We start from the raw sequence: 15,900 nt of genomic DNA on the forward strand, positions 1-15,900 counted from the left end.
GTGGCAGCGGCCTGTACCACGACAGCTGCGCGCGCCGGCTCAGCGAGGTAGTCGCACAGATCCAACGTGCAGTGGACGCCCGCGATGCGAACCGGCTGTCGGGCATCTATCTGTGGAACGGGCTTTCTTCGGCGGCGGCTACCCATGTGATGGACCGCCTGGACGCCATCGTGCAGCGGCCACTGGTGGATATCGCGCCGGTGTTCCCCCCCGAACCCGCGTACGAGCCGGCACCGCCGCAACCGTTCACCTATACCGATGGCAGCCCGGTGGATCCGCAACAGGCCCCTGTCCCGGAAGTGGGGGTCAGTCCCCCGCCCGCGCCGCCGCGTCGCCCGATCGGACTGCGGCTGGAGCAGACCCTGGCCAACAGCGCCACGCCTTCGCGCACCGTGTTCAACCTGCGCCGCCAGTACAACTGTTTCTGGATCACCCTGTAACCGGACGCGGCCACAGCCCGCGGATCGCAGCGATGCCCTGCGCGCCGGCGCGCCGGGCGCGACCGATATCCTCCGCGGTCAGCCCACCAATGGCGTAGATCGGCAGCGACACCTGCTCACGCAGGTATTCGAACTGCTCCCAGCCGATACCGGCCGCCTGCGGATGGCTGGCGGTGACCTGCACCGGACCGAGCACGGCAAAATCGCAGCCCAGCGCCTGGGCGGCGCGCAGCTGCGGCAGGTCGTGGCAGGAGGCACCGACCAGCAGATGCGGCGGCAGCGGCCGGGTATCCAGCTGCAGCAATTGCTCGGCGCCCAGATGCACGCCGATCTCCAGCGCACGCGCCAGTTCGATATCGCGGTTGAGCAGGAAATCGGCATCACGGCCGAAACGCGCCACCGCCTGCCGGGCTAGCGCGGTGCGCTGCGCGCAGGCCGGGGTGCGCAGCTGCACGCGGCGGATGCCGCTGTCCAGTGCGTCTTCCAGCCCGCCGAGCCAGGCCTCGGCATCGTCCGCGGGCTCGGGCGTGACCAGGTAGCAGTCGGGCTGGCGCAGCGCCGCCACCACCGGCAGATCGGCCGGCGGCATCGAATACCGGGAGAGTTTGTCCGGGGTCACCCAGGTGATGGCCTGGCCTTCGCGGCCACGCGCCACACCTTTCCAGTGCCGCACCCTGCGCACCTCCAGACGCAGGCGCTTGTCCGGATACAGCTGCGGCACGTCCATCACCCACTCGCCGATCTCGGCCTCGATGCCGAGCTCCTCGTGCAGCTCGCGCGCCAGCGCCTGTTCGGAGGTCTCGCCGGGCTCGCGCTTGCCACCGGGGAACTCCCACAACCCGGCCATGTCACTGTCGCCGCTGCGGCGATTGAGCAGGATACGGCCGCGCGCGTCGGTGATGACGGCGGCCACGACGTGGATCGAGCGCAAGGGGGAAGTCATGGGCTGAGAATGCCGAAAACCCGCCCTTCGGCGCAACATTCCGGTGCCGGCCGCACCCGCGTGCCGGGGCGGAGACCGGGCCAGAAAAAAGCCCCGCACGGGGCGGGGCTTTGATCGATCAGCTCAGCTGGCCGTGGCAGTGTTTGAACTTCTTGCCACTGCCGCACGGGCACGGATCATTGCGGCCAACCTTGGGCTCCTCGCGGGTGATCTGGGCCACGCCCTGCGGGCCGGCCTCCACCTGCGCGGCTTCCTCATCGGCGCTGTAGCCACCGCTGTCCTGGTGCTGGAACTGCGACATCTGCAGACGCGCTTCGGCCTGCTGGCGTTCCAGCGCCTCCATCGCGGCCACTTCCTCCTCGCTGCGCACGCGCACGCGCGAGAGCATGGTGATCACTTCGCGCTTGACGTCTTCGAGCATCTGCGAGAACAGCTCGAAGGCTTCCTTCTTGTACTCCTGCTTGGGCTGCTTCTGCGCGTAACCACGCAGGTAGATGCCCTGGCGCAGGTAATCCATACGCGCCAGATGCTCCTTCCAGCTCTGGTCGAGCACGGTCAGCATCACGTGCTTTTCCAGCGCGCGCATGGTTTCGCTGCCCACGGCCGCTTCCTTCTGCGCGAAGTGCTCGTCCATGAAGTCGATCACCTTCTGCGCGATCGCCTCGGCATCGAGTTCCTCGTGCGCCTTGACCAGGCCGACCACGTCCATCTGCACGCCCAGCTCCGATTCCATCGTCGCCTGCAGACCGGCCAGATCCCATTGCTCGTCCACCGAGTTCGGCGGCACGAAGCGGGTCACCAGGTCATAGATCACATCGCCACGGATGCCGTCGATGTTGTCCTTGACCGACTCGGCGTCCAGCAGCTCGTCGCGCTGGGCGTAGATCACCTTGCGCTGGTCGTTGTTGACGTCGTCGAAGTCCAGCAGGTTCTTGCGGATGTCGAAGTTGTGCGCCTCGACCTTGCGCTGCGCCTTCTCGATCTGACGGCTGACCATGCGGTCTTCGATGACGTCGTCTTCCTTCATACCCATCATGCGCATCGCCTTCTGCACCCAGTCCGAGGCGAAGATGCGCATCAGGTTGTCTTCCAGCGACAGGTAGAAGCGGGACGAACCCGGATCACCCTGACGGCCGGAACGGCCACGCAGCTGGTTGTCGATACGACGCGATTCGTGGCGTTCGGTGCCGACAATGTGCAGGCCGCCGGCCGCCTTGACCGCTTCGTGACGCGCCTGCCAGGCGGCTTTCACGGCGGCCTTCTGCTCGTCGCTGATCTCGTCGCCCAGCTCGTGCAGCTCGGTTTCCAGCGAACCGCCGAGCACGATGTCGGTACCGCGACCGGCCATGTTGGTGGCGATGGTCACCGAGCCCGGACGGCCGGCGTTGGCGACGATGGTCGCTTCGCGGTCATGCTGCTTGGCATTGAGCACCTCGTGCTGCACACCGGCCTTGCGCAGGTGCTCGGACAGCATCTCCGAGGTTTCGATCGAGGTGGTACCCACCAGCACCGGCTGGCCGCGCTTGGCGCATTCCTCGATGTCGGCCAGCACCGCGTTGAACTTGCCGGTGCGGTTGAGGAACACCTGGTCGGGGTGGTCCTTGCGCACGGTCGGCTTGTTGGTCGGGATCACCACCACTTCCAGGCCGTAGATGCTCTGGAATTCGAAGGCTTCCGTATCGGCCGTACCGGTCATGCCGGACAGCTTCTTGTACATGCGGAACAGGTTCTGGAAGGTGATGCTGGCCAGCGTCTGGTTTTCCCGCTGGACCGGCACGCCTTCCTTCGCTTCCACCGCCTGGTGCAGGCCGTCGGACCAGCGGCGGCCGGCCAGGGTACGGCCGGTGAATTCGTCGACGATCACCACTTCGCCATCGCGCACGATGTAGTCCACATCGCGCTGGTAGATGGCGTGGGCGCGCAGCGCGGCGTTGAGGTGGTGGACGACGGTCAGGTTCTGCGCGGCATACAGGCCGCCTTCGTTGTCGGCACCGATGATGCCGGCTTCGCGCAGCAGTTCCTCGGCGTGCTCCATGCCCGCTTCGGACAGGTGCACCTGCTTGCCCTTCTCATCGACCCAGTAGTCGCCCTCGCCGTCCTCGGCTTCCTGCTTGATCAGGCCCGGCACCACGCGGTTGACGCGGATGTACAGCTCCGGGGAATCGTCGGCCGGGCCGGAGATGATCAGCGGGGTACGCGCCTCGTCGATCAGGATCGAGTCGACCTCGTCGACGATGGCGTAATGCAGGCCACGCTGGTAGCGATCCCCCCTGGTCAGCGCCATGTTGTCGCGCAGGTAATCGAAACCGAACTCGTTGTTGGTGCCGTAGGTGATGTCGGCGGCATAAGCCTCGCGCTTGTCGCTGTGCGGCATGCCCGGATAGACCACGCCCACACTCAGGCCCAGCCAGTTGTACAGCTTGCCCATCTGCGCGGCGTCGCGGCGGGCCAGGTAGTCGTTCACCGTGACCACGTGGACGCCCTTGCCTTCCAGCGCGTTGAGGTAGACCGGCAGCGTAGCCACCAGGGTCTTGCCCTCACCGGTGCGCATTTCGGCGATCTTGCCCAGGTGCAGGACCATGCCGCCAATCAGCTGCACGTCGTAATGGCGCATGCCCAGCACGCGGGTGGAGGCTTCACGGCAGACCGCGAAGGCTTCCGGCAGCACCTTGTCCAGGGCTTCGCCGCCGGCGATGCGTTCACGGAATTCGGCCGTCTTGGCCTTCAGCGCGTCATCGGAGAGCTTCTGGATCTCCGGCTCCAAGGCATTGATCTTGGCGACGATACGGTTGAGCTGGCGAAGCTGGCGCTCGTTACGGCTGCCAAAAACGCGGGTAAGCAGGCTGTTGATCATTGAAGGAACCGGTTTGAATGAAATGCCGTACGACCGTACCGCCCCCTGGGACTGCCGGTCACAAACAGAACAGGGCGCAATGCGCCCTGTCGATGGCAACGCCTATTGTAGCTTGGGGCGGGGGCTTGGCGATTCAAGCGTCCGCCCCAAGCCGGTCAACCGCGGCTGCGACGCCCCACCGGGGTGTTGCCGCCTTCACCGAGAAACTTGCGCGGATTGACCGCATTACCGCGCTCCCAGACCTCGAAATGCACGTGCGCACCGGTCGAACGGCCGCTGGAACCGGCCTTGGCCACTTCCTGCCCGGCGCGCACCAGATTGCCTTCGCGCACGGTCAGGCGCGAATTGTGCGCATAACGCGTCACATAGCCATTGCCGTGATCGACGTCGACCACGTTGCCGTAGCCGCCCTTCACGCCGGCGAAGCTGACCACACCATCGGCCACGGACATCACCGGATCACCGACACGGGCGTGGAAATCCATCCCCTTGTGCGTCGCCCGGCCGCGACCGAACGGATCGGCGCGGGTGCCGAAGTTGGAGGTGATGTAGGTGTTGCTGATCGGCATGCGCGAAGGCACGGCGTTCTGCTCCAACTGGTGGTCGAACAGCAGCGACTCCAGCACCGAGAGCTGCTTGCCTGAAGCAGCGAAGCGCTGCTCCAGCATCTGTAAGTCGGTGTTGACCGCACTGACCGGAATGTCCTGGGTCGGACCGGGCTCGCCGTCACCCATACCCGGGGTTTCATTGAAATCGAACTCGCCGTCTTCCAGCTTGCCCATCTGGGTCAGGCGTTCGCCCAGCGCATTGAGCCGCGTGGCCTGGGCCTGCAGTTCGCCCAGTCGCGCTGCCAGCGCGTTGACCTGGGTCTGGGCGTCGGCGCGGACCTTGGCCAGTTCCTGTTCCTGCCGATCCACCTTGGCTTGCAGGGCCGAATCGCCCACCATGCCGATGGCCAGGCTCAACGCCACGCCCATCAGGCAACCGATGCCAAGCACACTGCCCAGCAGGGCCTGCGGACGATCCTCGAAAAACATCTGAACGCGGGCAAACGGCGTCTTGGCCTTTTGTTCACGCGTTTTGATTACGATCTTTTTAAATGCCATTGAAAATTTCTTATGTCTGAGCCGAAATCCAGTGTTCGATCCCGCTCCGTGCCCAAACTGGCACTGGAGACGGTGATGGCGGACAAAGCAGGAAATCCGTTGCGCCGGGCTCTCTGGCTCGATGCGATGGACCGGCAATTGCGCCCCCATTTGCCGCCTGCGCTGGCAAACCGTTGCCGGCTGGCCAATGTGGACGGCGAACACCTCGTTTTTCTCGTCGATTCCCCGGTCTGGCATGCAAGGTGCGGCTTGCCGAAGACCAGTTGCTCGACGCGGCCCGATCCATCGGGCTGAAGGCCACGCGGGTGACCGTCAAGACTGCAACCGCACCGCCGCACTCCCCAGTGCGTGAAAATCAGCGCAGTACCGCAGTTTCGGCAGCCACGCACAAAGGTCTGCGTGATGCCTTGGATGCCCTTCAGGATGTGAAATCCACCCGCTCCTGAGCGCAAACGGGGCGTCCCCGCCCCAGCTGTCCTGAAGCGACCGGCGACGGTCACCACAGGAGGCCGGCAGGAATCCTAGCCGCGTACGAGGTCGCAGGAGTTAGCGTTTTGTTAATTTAAGGTTAAATTAAGGCTGGGACCCACTGCGGATTCACATTTTCATGACGCAGCCGACAGTTGCCGGCGCAAGGCGCCAGCCCCTCTTACGGTCAAACTTCGGTTCCGCTCAGGCGTACGCCGGGGTTCCATAGACCACCGGATCGGTGGCTGCCGGGGAGTCATAGCTCGCCCATTCCCATGCGCTTTCATCGGCCAGCAGCGCACGCACCAGCTTGTTGTTGAGCGCGTGGCCGGATTTGTAGCCTTCATAGGCCGCCAGCACCTGGCCACCGGCCAGATACAGGTCACCGATCGCGTCGAGGATCTTGTGGCGCACGAATTCGTCGGTGTAACGCAGGCCGTCGTCATTGAGCACGCGGAACTCGTCCAGCACGATGGCGTTGTCCATCGAGCCGCCCAGGCCCAGATTGCGCTCGCGCATGTATTCCAGATCGCGCATGAAGCCGAACGTCCGTGCGCGCGCGATTTCCTTGATGTAGGCCGTGGTCGAAAAGTCGATCTCCACGCGCGACTGCTTGGCCGGGATCATCGGATGGTCGAACTGGATGGTGAAGCCCAGCTTGTAGCCTTCATAGGGCTCGAAACGGGCGACCTTGTCGCCATCGCGTACTTCCACCGTCTTGAGGATGCGCAGGAAGCGCTTGGGTGCGTCCTGCTCCACTACGCCCGCGGACTGCAGCAGGAACACGAACGGGCCGGACGAACCATCCATGATCGGCAGCTCGGCCGAGGACAGCTCGACAATGCAGTTGTCCACCCCCAGCCCGGCCAGGGCCGACATCAGGTGTTCAACGGTCTGGATCTTGGCGCCTTCGCAGGTCAGCCCGGTGCACAGGGTCACCTCGGTGACCAGATCCGCACGCGCCGGCACTTCCACCACCGGTTCCAGATCCACCCGCCGGAACACGATGCCATGGTTCACCGGCGCAGGGCGCAGGGTCATGTAGACCTTGTCACCGCTGTGCAGGCCGACACCGGTGGCGCGGATCGTGTTCTTGAGGGTGCGTTGCTGGATCATGGATGTGCAGTTCGAAGCTGCCGCGCAGACGCGGCTCTGAGCAAACAAGAATAACACGCGTTAACAGCCGACCCGGCCCACATCCAGGGCGGGGCTGTGCAACAGTCCGGTGCGGAAAATGCCGCCGGGCCGATCCTGGCCCGGCGACAAAGGACATGGCATTCCCCCTGGAGTGGACAGCTCCAGGGTCACTTGCTGCATCGATTACCGTCCGCCCGGAGCCCCCGCGACCGGTGCGCCCGGGACGCGTTGGCACTGGCCTCCGGCAACGAGGCCGCTCAGTCCGCCTGACGGCGCAGGAACGCCGGGATGTCGAGGTAATCGCTGGGCAGTTCGGCGGCAACGGTGGACGAGGCCGTCGGCGCCGAAGCCCCCACGGTGTCCGAGCTCGGACGACGCAGGCCCATGCCCATGGTATTGCCCACGGCCTTGGCCACGGCGTCGGCCGGGCTTTCGTAGTCGTCGAACTCGGCCTGGCCGGTGGTGGCGTTGCGCACCAGCTTGATCGGACCCCGCTCGCCCGGACGCTGGGCGTTCTTGGACACGGCGCGGTTCAGACCGGTGGCGACCACGGTCACCTTGATCTCGTCGCCCAGATCCGGATCGATCACAGTGCCGATGACCACGGTGGCGTCTTCCGAGGCGAAGGCGTGCACGGTGCGGCCGATCTCGTCGAACTCGCTCATGGTGATGTCGGTGCCGGCGCTGATGTTGACCAGAACGCCATTGGCGCCGGCCAGGTTCACATCATCCAGCAGCGGATTCTGGATGGCGGCTTCGGCGGCAGCCTGGGCGCGGTCATCGCCGCGGGCGGTGCCGGTGCCCATCATTGCCAGACCCATTTCCGACATCACGGTACGCACGTCGGCGAAGTCGACGTTGATCAGACCCGGACGCACGATCAGGTCGGCGATGCCCTGCACCGCGCCCTGCAGCACGTCGTTGGCGGCGCGGAACGCCTGCACCATGGTGGCGTTGCGGCCGAGCACGGTGATCAGCTTCTCGTTCGGGATGGTGATCAGCGAATCGACATGCTGGCTCAGCTCCTCGATGCCCTTCAGCGCGACCTGCATGCGGCGGCGACCTTCGAACGGAAACGGCTTGGTGACAACGGCCACGGTCAGGATGCCCATTTCCTTGGCCAGCTGCGCCACCACCGGTGCCGCACCGGTGCCGGTGCCACCGCCCATGCCAGCGGTGATGAACACCATGTCCGCGCCCTGCAGGGCATCCATGATGCGCTCGCGGTCTTCCAGTGCCGCCTGGCGGCCGACTTCCGGGTTGGCGCCTGCGCCCAGGCCCTTGGTCACGTTGGTCCCCAGCTGCAGCTGCAGCTTGGCACCACAATTCTTGATGGCCTGCGAATCGGTGTTGGCGGTGATGAACTCCACGCCATCCACATTGGTGTTGACCATGTGCGCCACGGCGTTGCCGCCGCCGCCGCCCACGCCCACCACCTTGATCACCGCGTTGGGTGCCATCTTTTCAATCAGTTCGAAATGCGCCATGTCCATGTCCTCTCTATTGCCGTGATTGGTCTGGGCATTCGGGAGATCCGTTCTCCTTCCGTGCCCACCCGCACCGGCGAGTTTTAGTTGGTGTACCGGTTCGGGATATCCCTCACCGGCGGTTGTTGCCTACTTCAATGACCGCGTTACTGCACTTCGTCTTGCCCTGCTGTTTGTCGCACTGCACTTGCTGTCCCGGTCCGGCGGTCAGAACTCCCCGCGGAACCAGGTCTTCAACTTCTTGAACAGACTGCCGGCGCGACCGGCCGGCAATGACGGCCGCCGCGGGTGTTCGATCTGGCTGCCCATCAGCAGCAGGCCCACGCCGGTGGCATGCACCGGGTTGCCGACCACTTCGCCCAGCCCGGTGACGTGCTGGGGAATACCCACGCGTACCGGCATCTGCAGCATTTCCTCGGCCAGCTCGACCACACCTTCCATCTTCGACGCGCCGCCGCTGAGCACCATGCCGGCGCGCACCATTTCCTCGAAACCGGAGCGGCGCAGTTCGGCCTGTACCATTTCGAAAATCTCCTCGTAACGCCCCTGCACCGCTTGCGCCAGCGAATGGCGCGGCATGCGACGCGGCGGGCGATCGCCCACGCTGGGCACCTGGATGCTTTCTTCGGCCGTTGCCATCTGCGCCAGCGCGCAGGCGTAACGGACCTTGATCTGCTCGGCTTCGGGCGTCGGCGTGCGCAACATGTGCGCGATATCGTTGGTGACGTGATCACCGGCGATCGGCAACGAGGCGGTGTGGCAGATCGCCCCCTGTACAAACACCGCGATGTCGGTGGTCCCGGCGCCGATATCGACCATCACCACGCCCAGCTCGCGCTCGTCGGCGGTCAGCACCGCCACACTCGAGGCCAGCGAAGACAGCACCAGGTCGTCCACCTGCAGGCCGCAACGCTGCACGCACTTGCTGATGTTGGCGGCGGCCGACTGCGCGCACACCACCAGGTGGGCATGTACTTCCAGACGCACGCCGGTCATGCCGACCGGGTTGCGGATGCCTTCCTGCGAGTCATCCAGCACGTATTCGCGCGGGATCGCATGCAGGATTTTCTGGTCGGCCGGAATCGCCACGGCCTTGGCCGCTTCCAGTACCCGGTCCAGATCGCCCCAGCTGACTTCACCCTCGCGGATCGGGGTGATGCCCTGCGAGTTGCGACATTGCACATGGTTGCCGGAGATGGAGGCGTAGACCGAACGGATCTCGCAGCCGGCCATCAGTTCGGCTTCCTCGATCGCCCGCTGGATCGACTGCACGGTGGATTCGATATCCACCACCACGCCGCGCTTGAGCCCGCGCGATTCATGCGAGCCGATGCCGATCACCTCGATCGGGCTGCCTGGCGAGTACTCGCCCACCAGCGCCACCACCTTGGAGGTGCCGATATCGAGACCGACGATCAGTGATTTGTCACCCTTGCGATTCATGTCCTGTCCTGCGTCTGCTTTGTTGCCGGCGGTGGGGTTCCCCAGCTCAGCGTGAAACCGTTGGTGTAGCGGAGATCGGCGCGCACGATCGGCACCTGGGTGCGGGTGAGCTGCGGCAGCACCCGCACGAAGCGGGCAAGGCGCGACCGCGCATCGGTGCGGCCGATGACCACTTCGGTGCCGTTGTCCAGCGCCAGCAACCAGCTGCCGCGCGCATCCAGCACCACTTTTTGCACGTCCACGCCGGCTGGCGCGAACAGGGCGCGTGATTCGTTGTAGAGCTCGACCACTTCGCCGGTCATCGCTTCCGGGCCTTCCAGCTCCGGAAGCAGCGCGCTTTCCAGCCCGTGGGGCACGGCGAACAGACGCCCCTGCTCGGACAGCAGCCGGTCGTTGCCCCAGCGCGCGAAGGGCTTGTGCTCGACGATGTGCACTTCCAGCACATCCGGCCACTGCTTGCGCACCTGGGCACTCTCCACCCACGGCAGCGCTTCGATCGCGCGCTGCGCATCCTGCAGTTTCACCGCGAAGTAGCCAGAGCGCGCATACGGCAACAAGGCTTGTTGCAGATCCTCGGCCGGCACCCGCTTGAATTCGCCGTGCACGCGCAGCTTGGCCAGCGGCCAGCGCTCGGTTCCCACCCAGCCGTTGAGCACCGCCACTACCGGCAGCACCACCAGGGAGAGGGCCAGCAGCCAGGCGAGCATCCGCAGCAGCGCGTTCATCGTGCCACCTCCACCGCAGCCCACGCACGCGCTGACGCCGCTGCCGAAAAGGCAACCGCGCGGGCATCAGCAGACGGGAGCACGATGAGGATCATTTGTCCGCCGTCTCCTTGAAGCCGTCGGTGATGATCTGCTGGGCGATATGGCCGATATCACCGGCGCCCATCATCAACAGCAGGTCGCCGTCCTGCAGCACATCGGGCAGCACCGAAACCAGATCGGCCGCACTGCCGACCACCACCGGCTCGCTGCGACCGCGCGCGCGGATCGCGCGGGCCAGCGATCGGGAGTCGGCACCGGGAATCGGCGCCTCGCCGGCGGCATAGACCTCGCTGAGTACCAGCGCATCGACTTCGGACAGCACTGCCGCAAACGCGTCGAACTGGTCGCGGGTACGGCTGTAACGATGCGGCTGGAAGGCGACCACCAGACGCTGGGTCGGCCACCCCCCGCGCGCGGCGGCGAACACCGCTTCCAGCTCACGCGGATGGTGACCGTAGTCATCGATCACGCGGACCTTGGCGCCCTTGTGGGTGGTGACTTCGCCCAGATCGTTGAAACGGCGGCCCACACCTTCAAATTTCTCCAGTGCGATGGCAATCGTCTCCGGCGCGACCCCCAGCTGCCAAGCCACCGCCGCGGCGGCCAGCGCATTGAGCACGTTGTGCCTGCCGGGCAGCGCCAATGTCACTGGCACGCTGCTGCCTTCGGGCAGGCGCAGGGTGAAGCGCATGCGCGGGCCATCCTGCACCACGTCTTCGGCGCGCACATCGGCATTGCTGCTCAGGCCGTAGCTCATCACGTGACGCGGCGTCTTCGCCGCCAGCGCGGCGACTTCCGGATCATCGATGCACAACACCGCCAGGCCATAGAACGGCAGGCGCTGCAGGAACTCGGCAAAGGCGGCCTGCACGCGGGCGAAGTCGTTGCCGTAGTTTTCAAGATGGTCGGCGTCGATGTTGGTAATCACCGCCACCAGCGGATTCAGGCGCAGGAAGCTGCCATCGCTCTCATCGGCTTCGGCCACCAGCCATTGGCCACTGCCGAGCCTGGCGTTGGCGCCGGCGGCCAGCAATTGACCGCCGATGACGAAGGTCGGATCCATTCCGCCTTCGCTCAGCACCGCGGCGGTCAGCGAGGTGGTGGTGGTCTTGCCATGGGTACCGGCCACGGCGATGCCACGACGGAAGCGCATCAGCTCGGCCAGCATCGCCGCACGCGGCATGATCGGAATGCGCTGGCTGCGCGCTTCCATCAGTTCCGGGTTGTCTTCACGGATGGCGCTGGACACGACAATGCAGTCGGTGCCGAGCACGTTGGCCGCCGAATGGCCCCGCATCACGCGCGCGCCCAGCCGGGCCAGACGGCGCGTGGCGGCGTTGTCGGCATTGTCCGAACCGGAGACCTCGTAGCCCAGCGTCAGCATCACTTCGGCGATGCCGCTCATGCCGGTGCCGCCGATGCCGACAAAATGCACGCGCGGGAACGCGCGCACCAGATCGGTGGTGTCGTGAAGGCGGCGGATCATGCCCGGCCTCCGGTGTGGCGGGCGCGGGGGCGCGATGCCGTTTTCATACTGCTTCCTCAAGAATGATGTCTGCGATGCGTTCGGCCGCATCGACCTTGGCCAGCGCACGCGCGGCGTGCGCCATCTGCATGCGTCCGGCGGGATTGGTGGCCAACGTGCGCAGCACGTCCTCCAGATTGATCGCCAGCGCGTCGTCCTGCCTGAGCAGCTCGGCGGCACCGCGTTCGACCAGGTATTCGGCGTTGTGGGTCTGGTGGTCGTCCACCGCGGCGGCAAACGGCACCAGGACGCTGCCGATCCCCACCGCGCACAATTCGGCCAGGGTCGAGGCGCCGGCACGGCACACCACCAGATCGGCCCAGCAGTAGGCGGCCGCCATGTCCGTGATGAACATGTCGACGCGGCCTTCCACCCCCGCTGCGCGATAGGCGTGCAGGGCTTCTTCGTGCAGCTTCTCACCGCACTGGTGCCAGACCTCGAGGGCGACGCTGTTGCCCAGCGCGGCCAGGGCCTTGGGCATGGCATTGTTCAGCGCGCGCGCCCCCTGGCTGCCACCCAGTACCAGCACCCGCATCGGTCCGATGCGGCCGGTCAGACGCTGCTCCGGCGCCGGCAACGCGGCGATCTCGGCACGCACCGGATTGCCCACCACTTCTTCCCGGCCACCGGCGAAGCTGCCCGGGAAACCCGACAGCACACGGCGCGCAAAGCGCGATAGGATGCGGTTGGTCATACCCGGTGCGCGATTCTGTTCGTGCACCAGCAGCGGCAGGCCATGCAGGCGCGCGGCCATGCCGCCCGGGCCGGAGGCGAAACCACCAAAAGCCACCACCGCGCGTGGATTGCGGTCACGCAGCACGTAGCCGGCACTGCGGATCGCACGCATCACCCGCAGCGGCGCGCCCAGCAGAGCCAGCTTGCCCTTGCCGCGCAGGCCACTGATGGCCAGCGTATCGATAGGGATAGCGTGCTGCGGCACCAGCCGGGTTTCCATCGCGCCCTCGGCGCCCAGCCAGGTCACCGGAATCCCGCGCTCGCGCAGCACTTTGGCCACCGCAAGACCCGGGAAAATATGACCACCGGTGCCGCCGGCCATGATCATCACCGGGCGTGCGTCCTGCGAGGCGTTCGGCGCGACCATCAGGCGATCCTCCCGAAGGTCGGTTCGACCCGCTGCGGCATGCGGCTGGTACCGCGCGAGGCACCGGTCTGCATGGCCGCGGCAATGGCCGTTGCCGTGGCCGGTTCGCCGGCCGGTGGCGCTTCAGTCATGACGGCATCGGCCAGATCGATGTCCTCGCGCACTTCCTGGCGACGCACCGCGCGGTTGTATTCATAGGACACGCGCAGCAACAGGCCCATCGCCACGCAGGTCATCATCACGCTGGAACCACCGGAAGAGATCAGCGGCAGCGTCAGTCCCTTGGTCGGCAGCATGCCCAGGTTCACGCCGATCGAGACGAACGTCTGCAGGCCGATCCACAGCGCGATACCGAAGGCGATATAGCCGGCGAAATGACGGCGCATCTCGATGCAGCGCATGCCCAGCCAGAACGCACGCCCCACCAGCAGCGCATACAGCACGATGATCGTGCACACGCCCAGGAAGCCCAGTTCTTCGGCGATCACCGAGAAGATGAAGTCGGTGTGTGATTCGGGCAGATAGTTCAGCTTCTGGATCGAGGCGCCCAGACCGACGCCGGTCCATTCGCCGCGGCCGATCGCCATCAACGCGTTGGACAGCTGGTAGCCCGAGCCGAGCTGGTCCACCCATGGATCCATGAACGAGGTGACGCGGCGCATGCGATACGGCTCGAAGATCACCAGCAGCACCAGCGCCGGCAGCATCAGCAGCACCGGCAGGATGATGCGCTTGATCTGGGCGCCACCGAGCAACAGCATGCAGGTGGTGATGCCCAGCAGCAGCATCGAGGAACCGAAGTCCGGCTGCAGCAGCAGCAGCACCACCAGCACGCCGACCACGCCCACCGGCTTGAGCATCGCCAGCCAGGTGGCGTTGACCTCGTCGCGGAAGCGCACCAGATAACTGGACAGCCAAACGATGTAGAGCACCTTCACCGCCTCCACCGTCTGGAACTTGGACACGCCCAGGTTGATCCAGCGCTGCGCGCCGTTGACGCTGCTGCCCAGGCCTGGAATGAACACCACGATCAGCAGGGCGAAACAGCCCAGCAGCAGCAGCTGGTTGTACTTCTCGATTTCCTTCAACTCCACCCGCAACACCACCGCCGCCAGCACCACACCGATGCCGATGAACAGCAGGTGGCGGGTCAGGTAGTAGAACGGACTCTGCGTCAGCGCGATGGAGCTGGACGCCACCATCACGATCCCGATCGACGCCAGCGCCACGGCCGCGCCCAGCAGCCACTTGTCGTAGCTGCCGCCGATGGCTTCGAGCCGGGTTGCCTGACGCGAGTGGTCGTCCATCAGCGCACCTTCAAGGTTGCCAGGCCGATCAGCACCAGCACCACCGAGATGATCCAGAAGCGCACGATCACGCGCGGCTCCGGCCAGCCCTTCAGCTCGAAGTGATGATGGATCGGCGCCATGCGGAACACGCGCTTGCCGGTGAGCTTGAACGAGGCCACCTGGATCATCACCGACAGCGTCTCGATCACAAACACGCCGCCCATGATCACCAGCACCAGTTCCTGGCGCACGATCACCGCGATGGTGCCCAGCACCGCGCCCAGCGCCAAGGCGCCGACATCGCCCATGAACACCATCGCCGGATAGGTGTTGAACCACAGAAAACCCAGACCGGCACCGGCGATCGCCGCGCAGATGATGACCAGCTCACCGGCGCCGGGGATCTGCGGAATCTGCAGGTAGCTGGAGAACACCGCGTTGCCCGAGGCGTAGGCGAACACGCCCAGTGCACAGGCCACCAACACCGTCGGCATGATCGCCAGGCCATCCAGGCCATCGGTCAGATTGACCGCATTGGAGAAGCCGACAATCCAGAAGTAGGCGATGGTCACGAAGCTGACGCCCGCCAGCGGCAGCGCGATCGACTTGAACATCGGGATGTAGAACGTCAGCGCGGCCGGCACGTCGGCGGTGTAGAACAGGAACAGGCCCGCGGCCAGACCGAAAATGGATTGCAGCAGGTACTTCCAGCGCGACTTCAGGCCATTGGGATCGCGCCTGGCGATCTTGATCCAGTCGTCGTACCAGCCGATCGCGCCGAAGCATAGCATCACCGCCAGCACCAGCCACACGTAACGGTTGCGCAGATCGCCCCACAGCAATACCGAGATCAGCACCGTGGTCAGGATCAGGCCGCCGCCCATGGTCGGCGTGCCAGCCTTGGAGAAATGCGACTGCGGGCCATCCTTGCGGATCGGCTGCCCCCCCTTGAGCTGTGCCAGGCGGCGGATGGCCGCCGGTCCCAGCCACAGTGACAGCGACAGCGCGGTCAGCGCCGCCAGGATGCCGCGGAAAGTGATGTAGTTGAACAGCCGGAACAGATCGTCCAGCTGCTGCAACCAACGGGCCAGTTCAAGCAACATGCGGTGTGTCCTCGCCACGCTGCAGCAGCGTGGTCACAATCTTGTCCATGGCGCTGCCGCGCGAGCCTTTGACCAGGCAACGCACGCCAGCATGAAGTTCGGTTTGCAGCGCGGCAGCCAGCGCAGCATGGCTGTCAAAATGACGCCCGCCCTCGCCGAACGCCTTCGAGGCCGCCTCGCTCAGCGGTCCCAGCGTGTACAGCCGCTTGATGCCGGCCTCGCGGGCGCGCTGCCCG

12 protein-coding genes and 2 pseudogenes are annotated in these 15,900 nt (G+C 65.6%); 2 read left to right on the forward strand and 12 right to left on the reverse strand.

The genetic code is table 11. From position 1 onward, the window contains the following. Nucleotides 1–440, forward strand: a 440-nt coding sequence (locus JCM9942_RS03430) for a hypothetical protein (protein WP_054657651.1), incomplete at its 5' end; no start/stop codon positions are given. On the opposite strand, the gene JCM9942_RS03435 is transcribed toward JCM9942_RS03430, so the two are convergent. The 3 genes from JCM9942_RS03435 to JCM9942_RS03445 form a co-directional block, all read right to left on the reverse strand. Next, nucleotides 430–1,383 (reverse strand): Nudix family hydrolase, encoded by a 954-nt coding sequence (locus tag JCM9942_RS03435; RefSeq protein WP_054657653.1) that lies wholly within the window; start codon nucleotides 1,381–1,383, stop codon nucleotides 430–432. The genes JCM9942_RS03430 and JCM9942_RS03435 overlap by 11 nt on opposite strands. Nucleotides 1,384–1,501: 118 nt before the next feature. Next, on the reverse strand, nucleotides 1,502–4,237 hold the full coding sequence (secA, locus tag JCM9942_RS03440; protein ID WP_054657655.1) for a preprotein translocase subunit SecA: 2,736 nt from the start codon (nucleotides 4,235–4,237) through the stop codon (nucleotides 1,502–1,504). Nucleotides 4,238–4,392: 155 nt separating this feature from the next. Beyond that, the gene (locus JCM9942_RS03445) at nucleotides 4,393–5,343 is read right to left on the reverse strand and encodes a M23 family metallopeptidase (RefSeq protein WP_054657657.1); all 951 of its coding nucleotides are present in this window, start codon (nucleotides 5,341–5,343) and stop codon (nucleotides 4,393–4,395) included. Between the two features lie 12 nt (nucleotides 5,344–5,355). Between JCM9942_RS03445 and JCM9942_RS18075 the strand changes: the two are divergent. Then, nucleotides 5,356–5,789 (forward strand): annotated as a pseudogene (locus JCM9942_RS18075) (DciA family protein). A gap of 226 nt (nucleotides 5,790–6,015) precedes the next feature. Here the strand turns inward: JCM9942_RS18075 and lpxC are convergent. The 9 genes and pseudogenes from lpxC to JCM9942_RS03490 form a co-directional block, all read right to left on the reverse strand. Further along, nucleotides 6,016–6,927, reverse strand: coding sequence for a UDP-3-O-acyl-N-acetylglucosamine deacetylase (gene lpxC / locus JCM9942_RS03450; RefSeq protein ID WP_054657659.1), 912 nt, complete (start codon nucleotides 6,925–6,927; stop codon nucleotides 6,016–6,018). Between the two features lie 278 nt (nucleotides 6,928–7,205). After that, nucleotides 7,206–8,435: a cell division protein FtsZ gene (gene ftsZ / locus JCM9942_RS03455; RefSeq protein ID WP_054657673.1), complete on the reverse strand. Its 1,230-nt coding sequence runs from the start codon at nucleotides 8,433–8,435 to the stop codon at nucleotides 7,206–7,208. A gap of 207 nt (nucleotides 8,436–8,642) precedes the next feature. Continuing rightward, entirely contained in the window at nucleotides 8,643–9,878 is a 1,236-nt protein-coding gene (ftsA, locus tag JCM9942_RS03460) for a cell division protein FtsA (RefSeq protein ID WP_054657661.1), read from the reverse strand. Further along, nucleotides 9,875–10,603, reverse strand: coding sequence for a cell division protein FtsQ/DivIB (locus JCM9942_RS03465; RefSeq protein WP_054657663.1), 729 nt, complete (start codon nucleotides 10,601–10,603; stop codon nucleotides 9,875–9,877). Before JCM9942_RS03465 ends, ftsA begins: the two co-directional genes overlap by 4 nt. A gap of 91 nt (nucleotides 10,604–10,694) precedes the next feature. After that, nucleotides 10,695–12,131: a UDP-N-acetylmuramate--L-alanine ligase gene (murC, locus tag JCM9942_RS03470; RefSeq protein WP_054657665.1), complete on the reverse strand. Its 1,437-nt coding sequence runs from the start codon at nucleotides 12,129–12,131 to the stop codon at nucleotides 10,695–10,697. Nucleotides 12,132–12,174: 43 nt separating this feature from the next. Further along, the gene (gene murG, locus JCM9942_RS03475) at nucleotides 12,175–13,272 is read right to left on the reverse strand and encodes an undecaprenyldiphospho-muramoylpentapeptide beta-N-acetylglucosaminyltransferase (RefSeq protein ID WP_054657667.1); all 1,098 of its coding nucleotides are present in this window, start codon (nucleotides 13,270–13,272) and stop codon (nucleotides 12,175–12,177) included. Next, nucleotides 13,272–14,579, reverse strand: coding sequence for a putative lipid II flippase FtsW (ftsW, locus tag JCM9942_RS03480; protein ID WP_054657669.1), 1,308 nt, complete (start codon nucleotides 14,577–14,579; stop codon nucleotides 13,272–13,274). Before ftsW ends, murG begins: the two co-directional genes overlap by 1 nt. Beyond that, nucleotides 14,579–15,664, reverse strand: coding sequence for a phospho-N-acetylmuramoyl-pentapeptide-transferase (gene mraY / locus JCM9942_RS03485; protein WP_054657671.1), 1,086 nt, complete (start codon nucleotides 15,662–15,664; stop codon nucleotides 14,579–14,581). Before mraY ends, ftsW begins: the two co-directional genes overlap by 1 nt. After that, nucleotides 15,654–15,900: pseudogene (locus JCM9942_RS03490) on the reverse strand (UDP-N-acetylmuramoyl-tripeptide--D-alanyl-D-alanine ligase); the annotation flags it as partial. The gene mraY and the pseudogene JCM9942_RS03490, both read right to left, overlap by 11 nt.

The sequence above is a fragment of the Stenotrophomonas pictorum JCM 9942 genome, assembly GCF_001310775.1.
GTDB classification, from domain to species: domain Bacteria; phylum Pseudomonadota; class Gammaproteobacteria; order Xanthomonadales; family Xanthomonadaceae; genus Stenotrophomonas; species Stenotrophomonas pictorum.

Excerpts from the sequence above, each read along its gene's own strand:
- murC (WP_054657665.1), bottom strand. The coding sequence starts at position 12,131 with ATGATCCGCCGCCTTCACGACACCACCGATCTGGTGCGCGCGTTCCCG.
- JCM9942_RS03435 (WP_054657653.1), bottom strand. The coding sequence starts at position 1,383 with ATGACTTCCCCCTTGCGCTCGATCCACGTCGTGGCCGCCGTCATCACC.
- JCM9942_RS03445 (WP_054657657.1), bottom strand. The coding sequence starts at position 5,343 with ATGGCATTTAAAAAGATCGTAATCAAAACGCGTGAACAAAAGGCCAAG.
- murG (WP_054657667.1), bottom strand. The coding sequence starts at position 13,272 with ATGGTCGCGCCGAACGCCTCGCAGGACGCACGCCCGGTGATGATCATG.
- JCM9942_RS03465 (WP_054657663.1), bottom strand. The coding sequence starts at position 10,603 with ATGAACGCGCTGCTGCGGATGCTCGCCTGGCTGCTGGCCCTCTCCCTG.
- mraY (WP_054657671.1), bottom strand. The coding sequence starts at position 15,664 with ATGTTGCTTGAACTGGCCCGTTGGTTGCAGCAGCTGGACGATCTGTTC.
- ftsW (WP_054657669.1), bottom strand. The coding sequence starts at position 14,579 with ATGGACGACCACTCGCGTCAGGCAACCCGGCTCGAAGCCATCGGCGGC.
- ftsA (WP_054657661.1), bottom strand. The coding sequence starts at position 9,878 with ATGAATCGCAAGGGTGACAAATCACTGATCGTCGGTCTCGATATCGGC.
- lpxC (WP_054657659.1), bottom strand. The coding sequence starts at position 6,927 with ATGATCCAGCAACGCACCCTCAAGAACACGATCCGCGCCACCGGTGTC.
- secA (WP_054657655.1), bottom strand. The coding sequence starts at position 4,237 with ATGATCAACAGCCTGCTTACCCGCGTTTTTGGCAGCCGTAACGAGCGC.
- ftsZ (WP_054657673.1), bottom strand. The coding sequence starts at position 8,435 with ATGGCGCATTTCGAACTGATTGAAAAGATGGCACCCAACGCGGTGATC.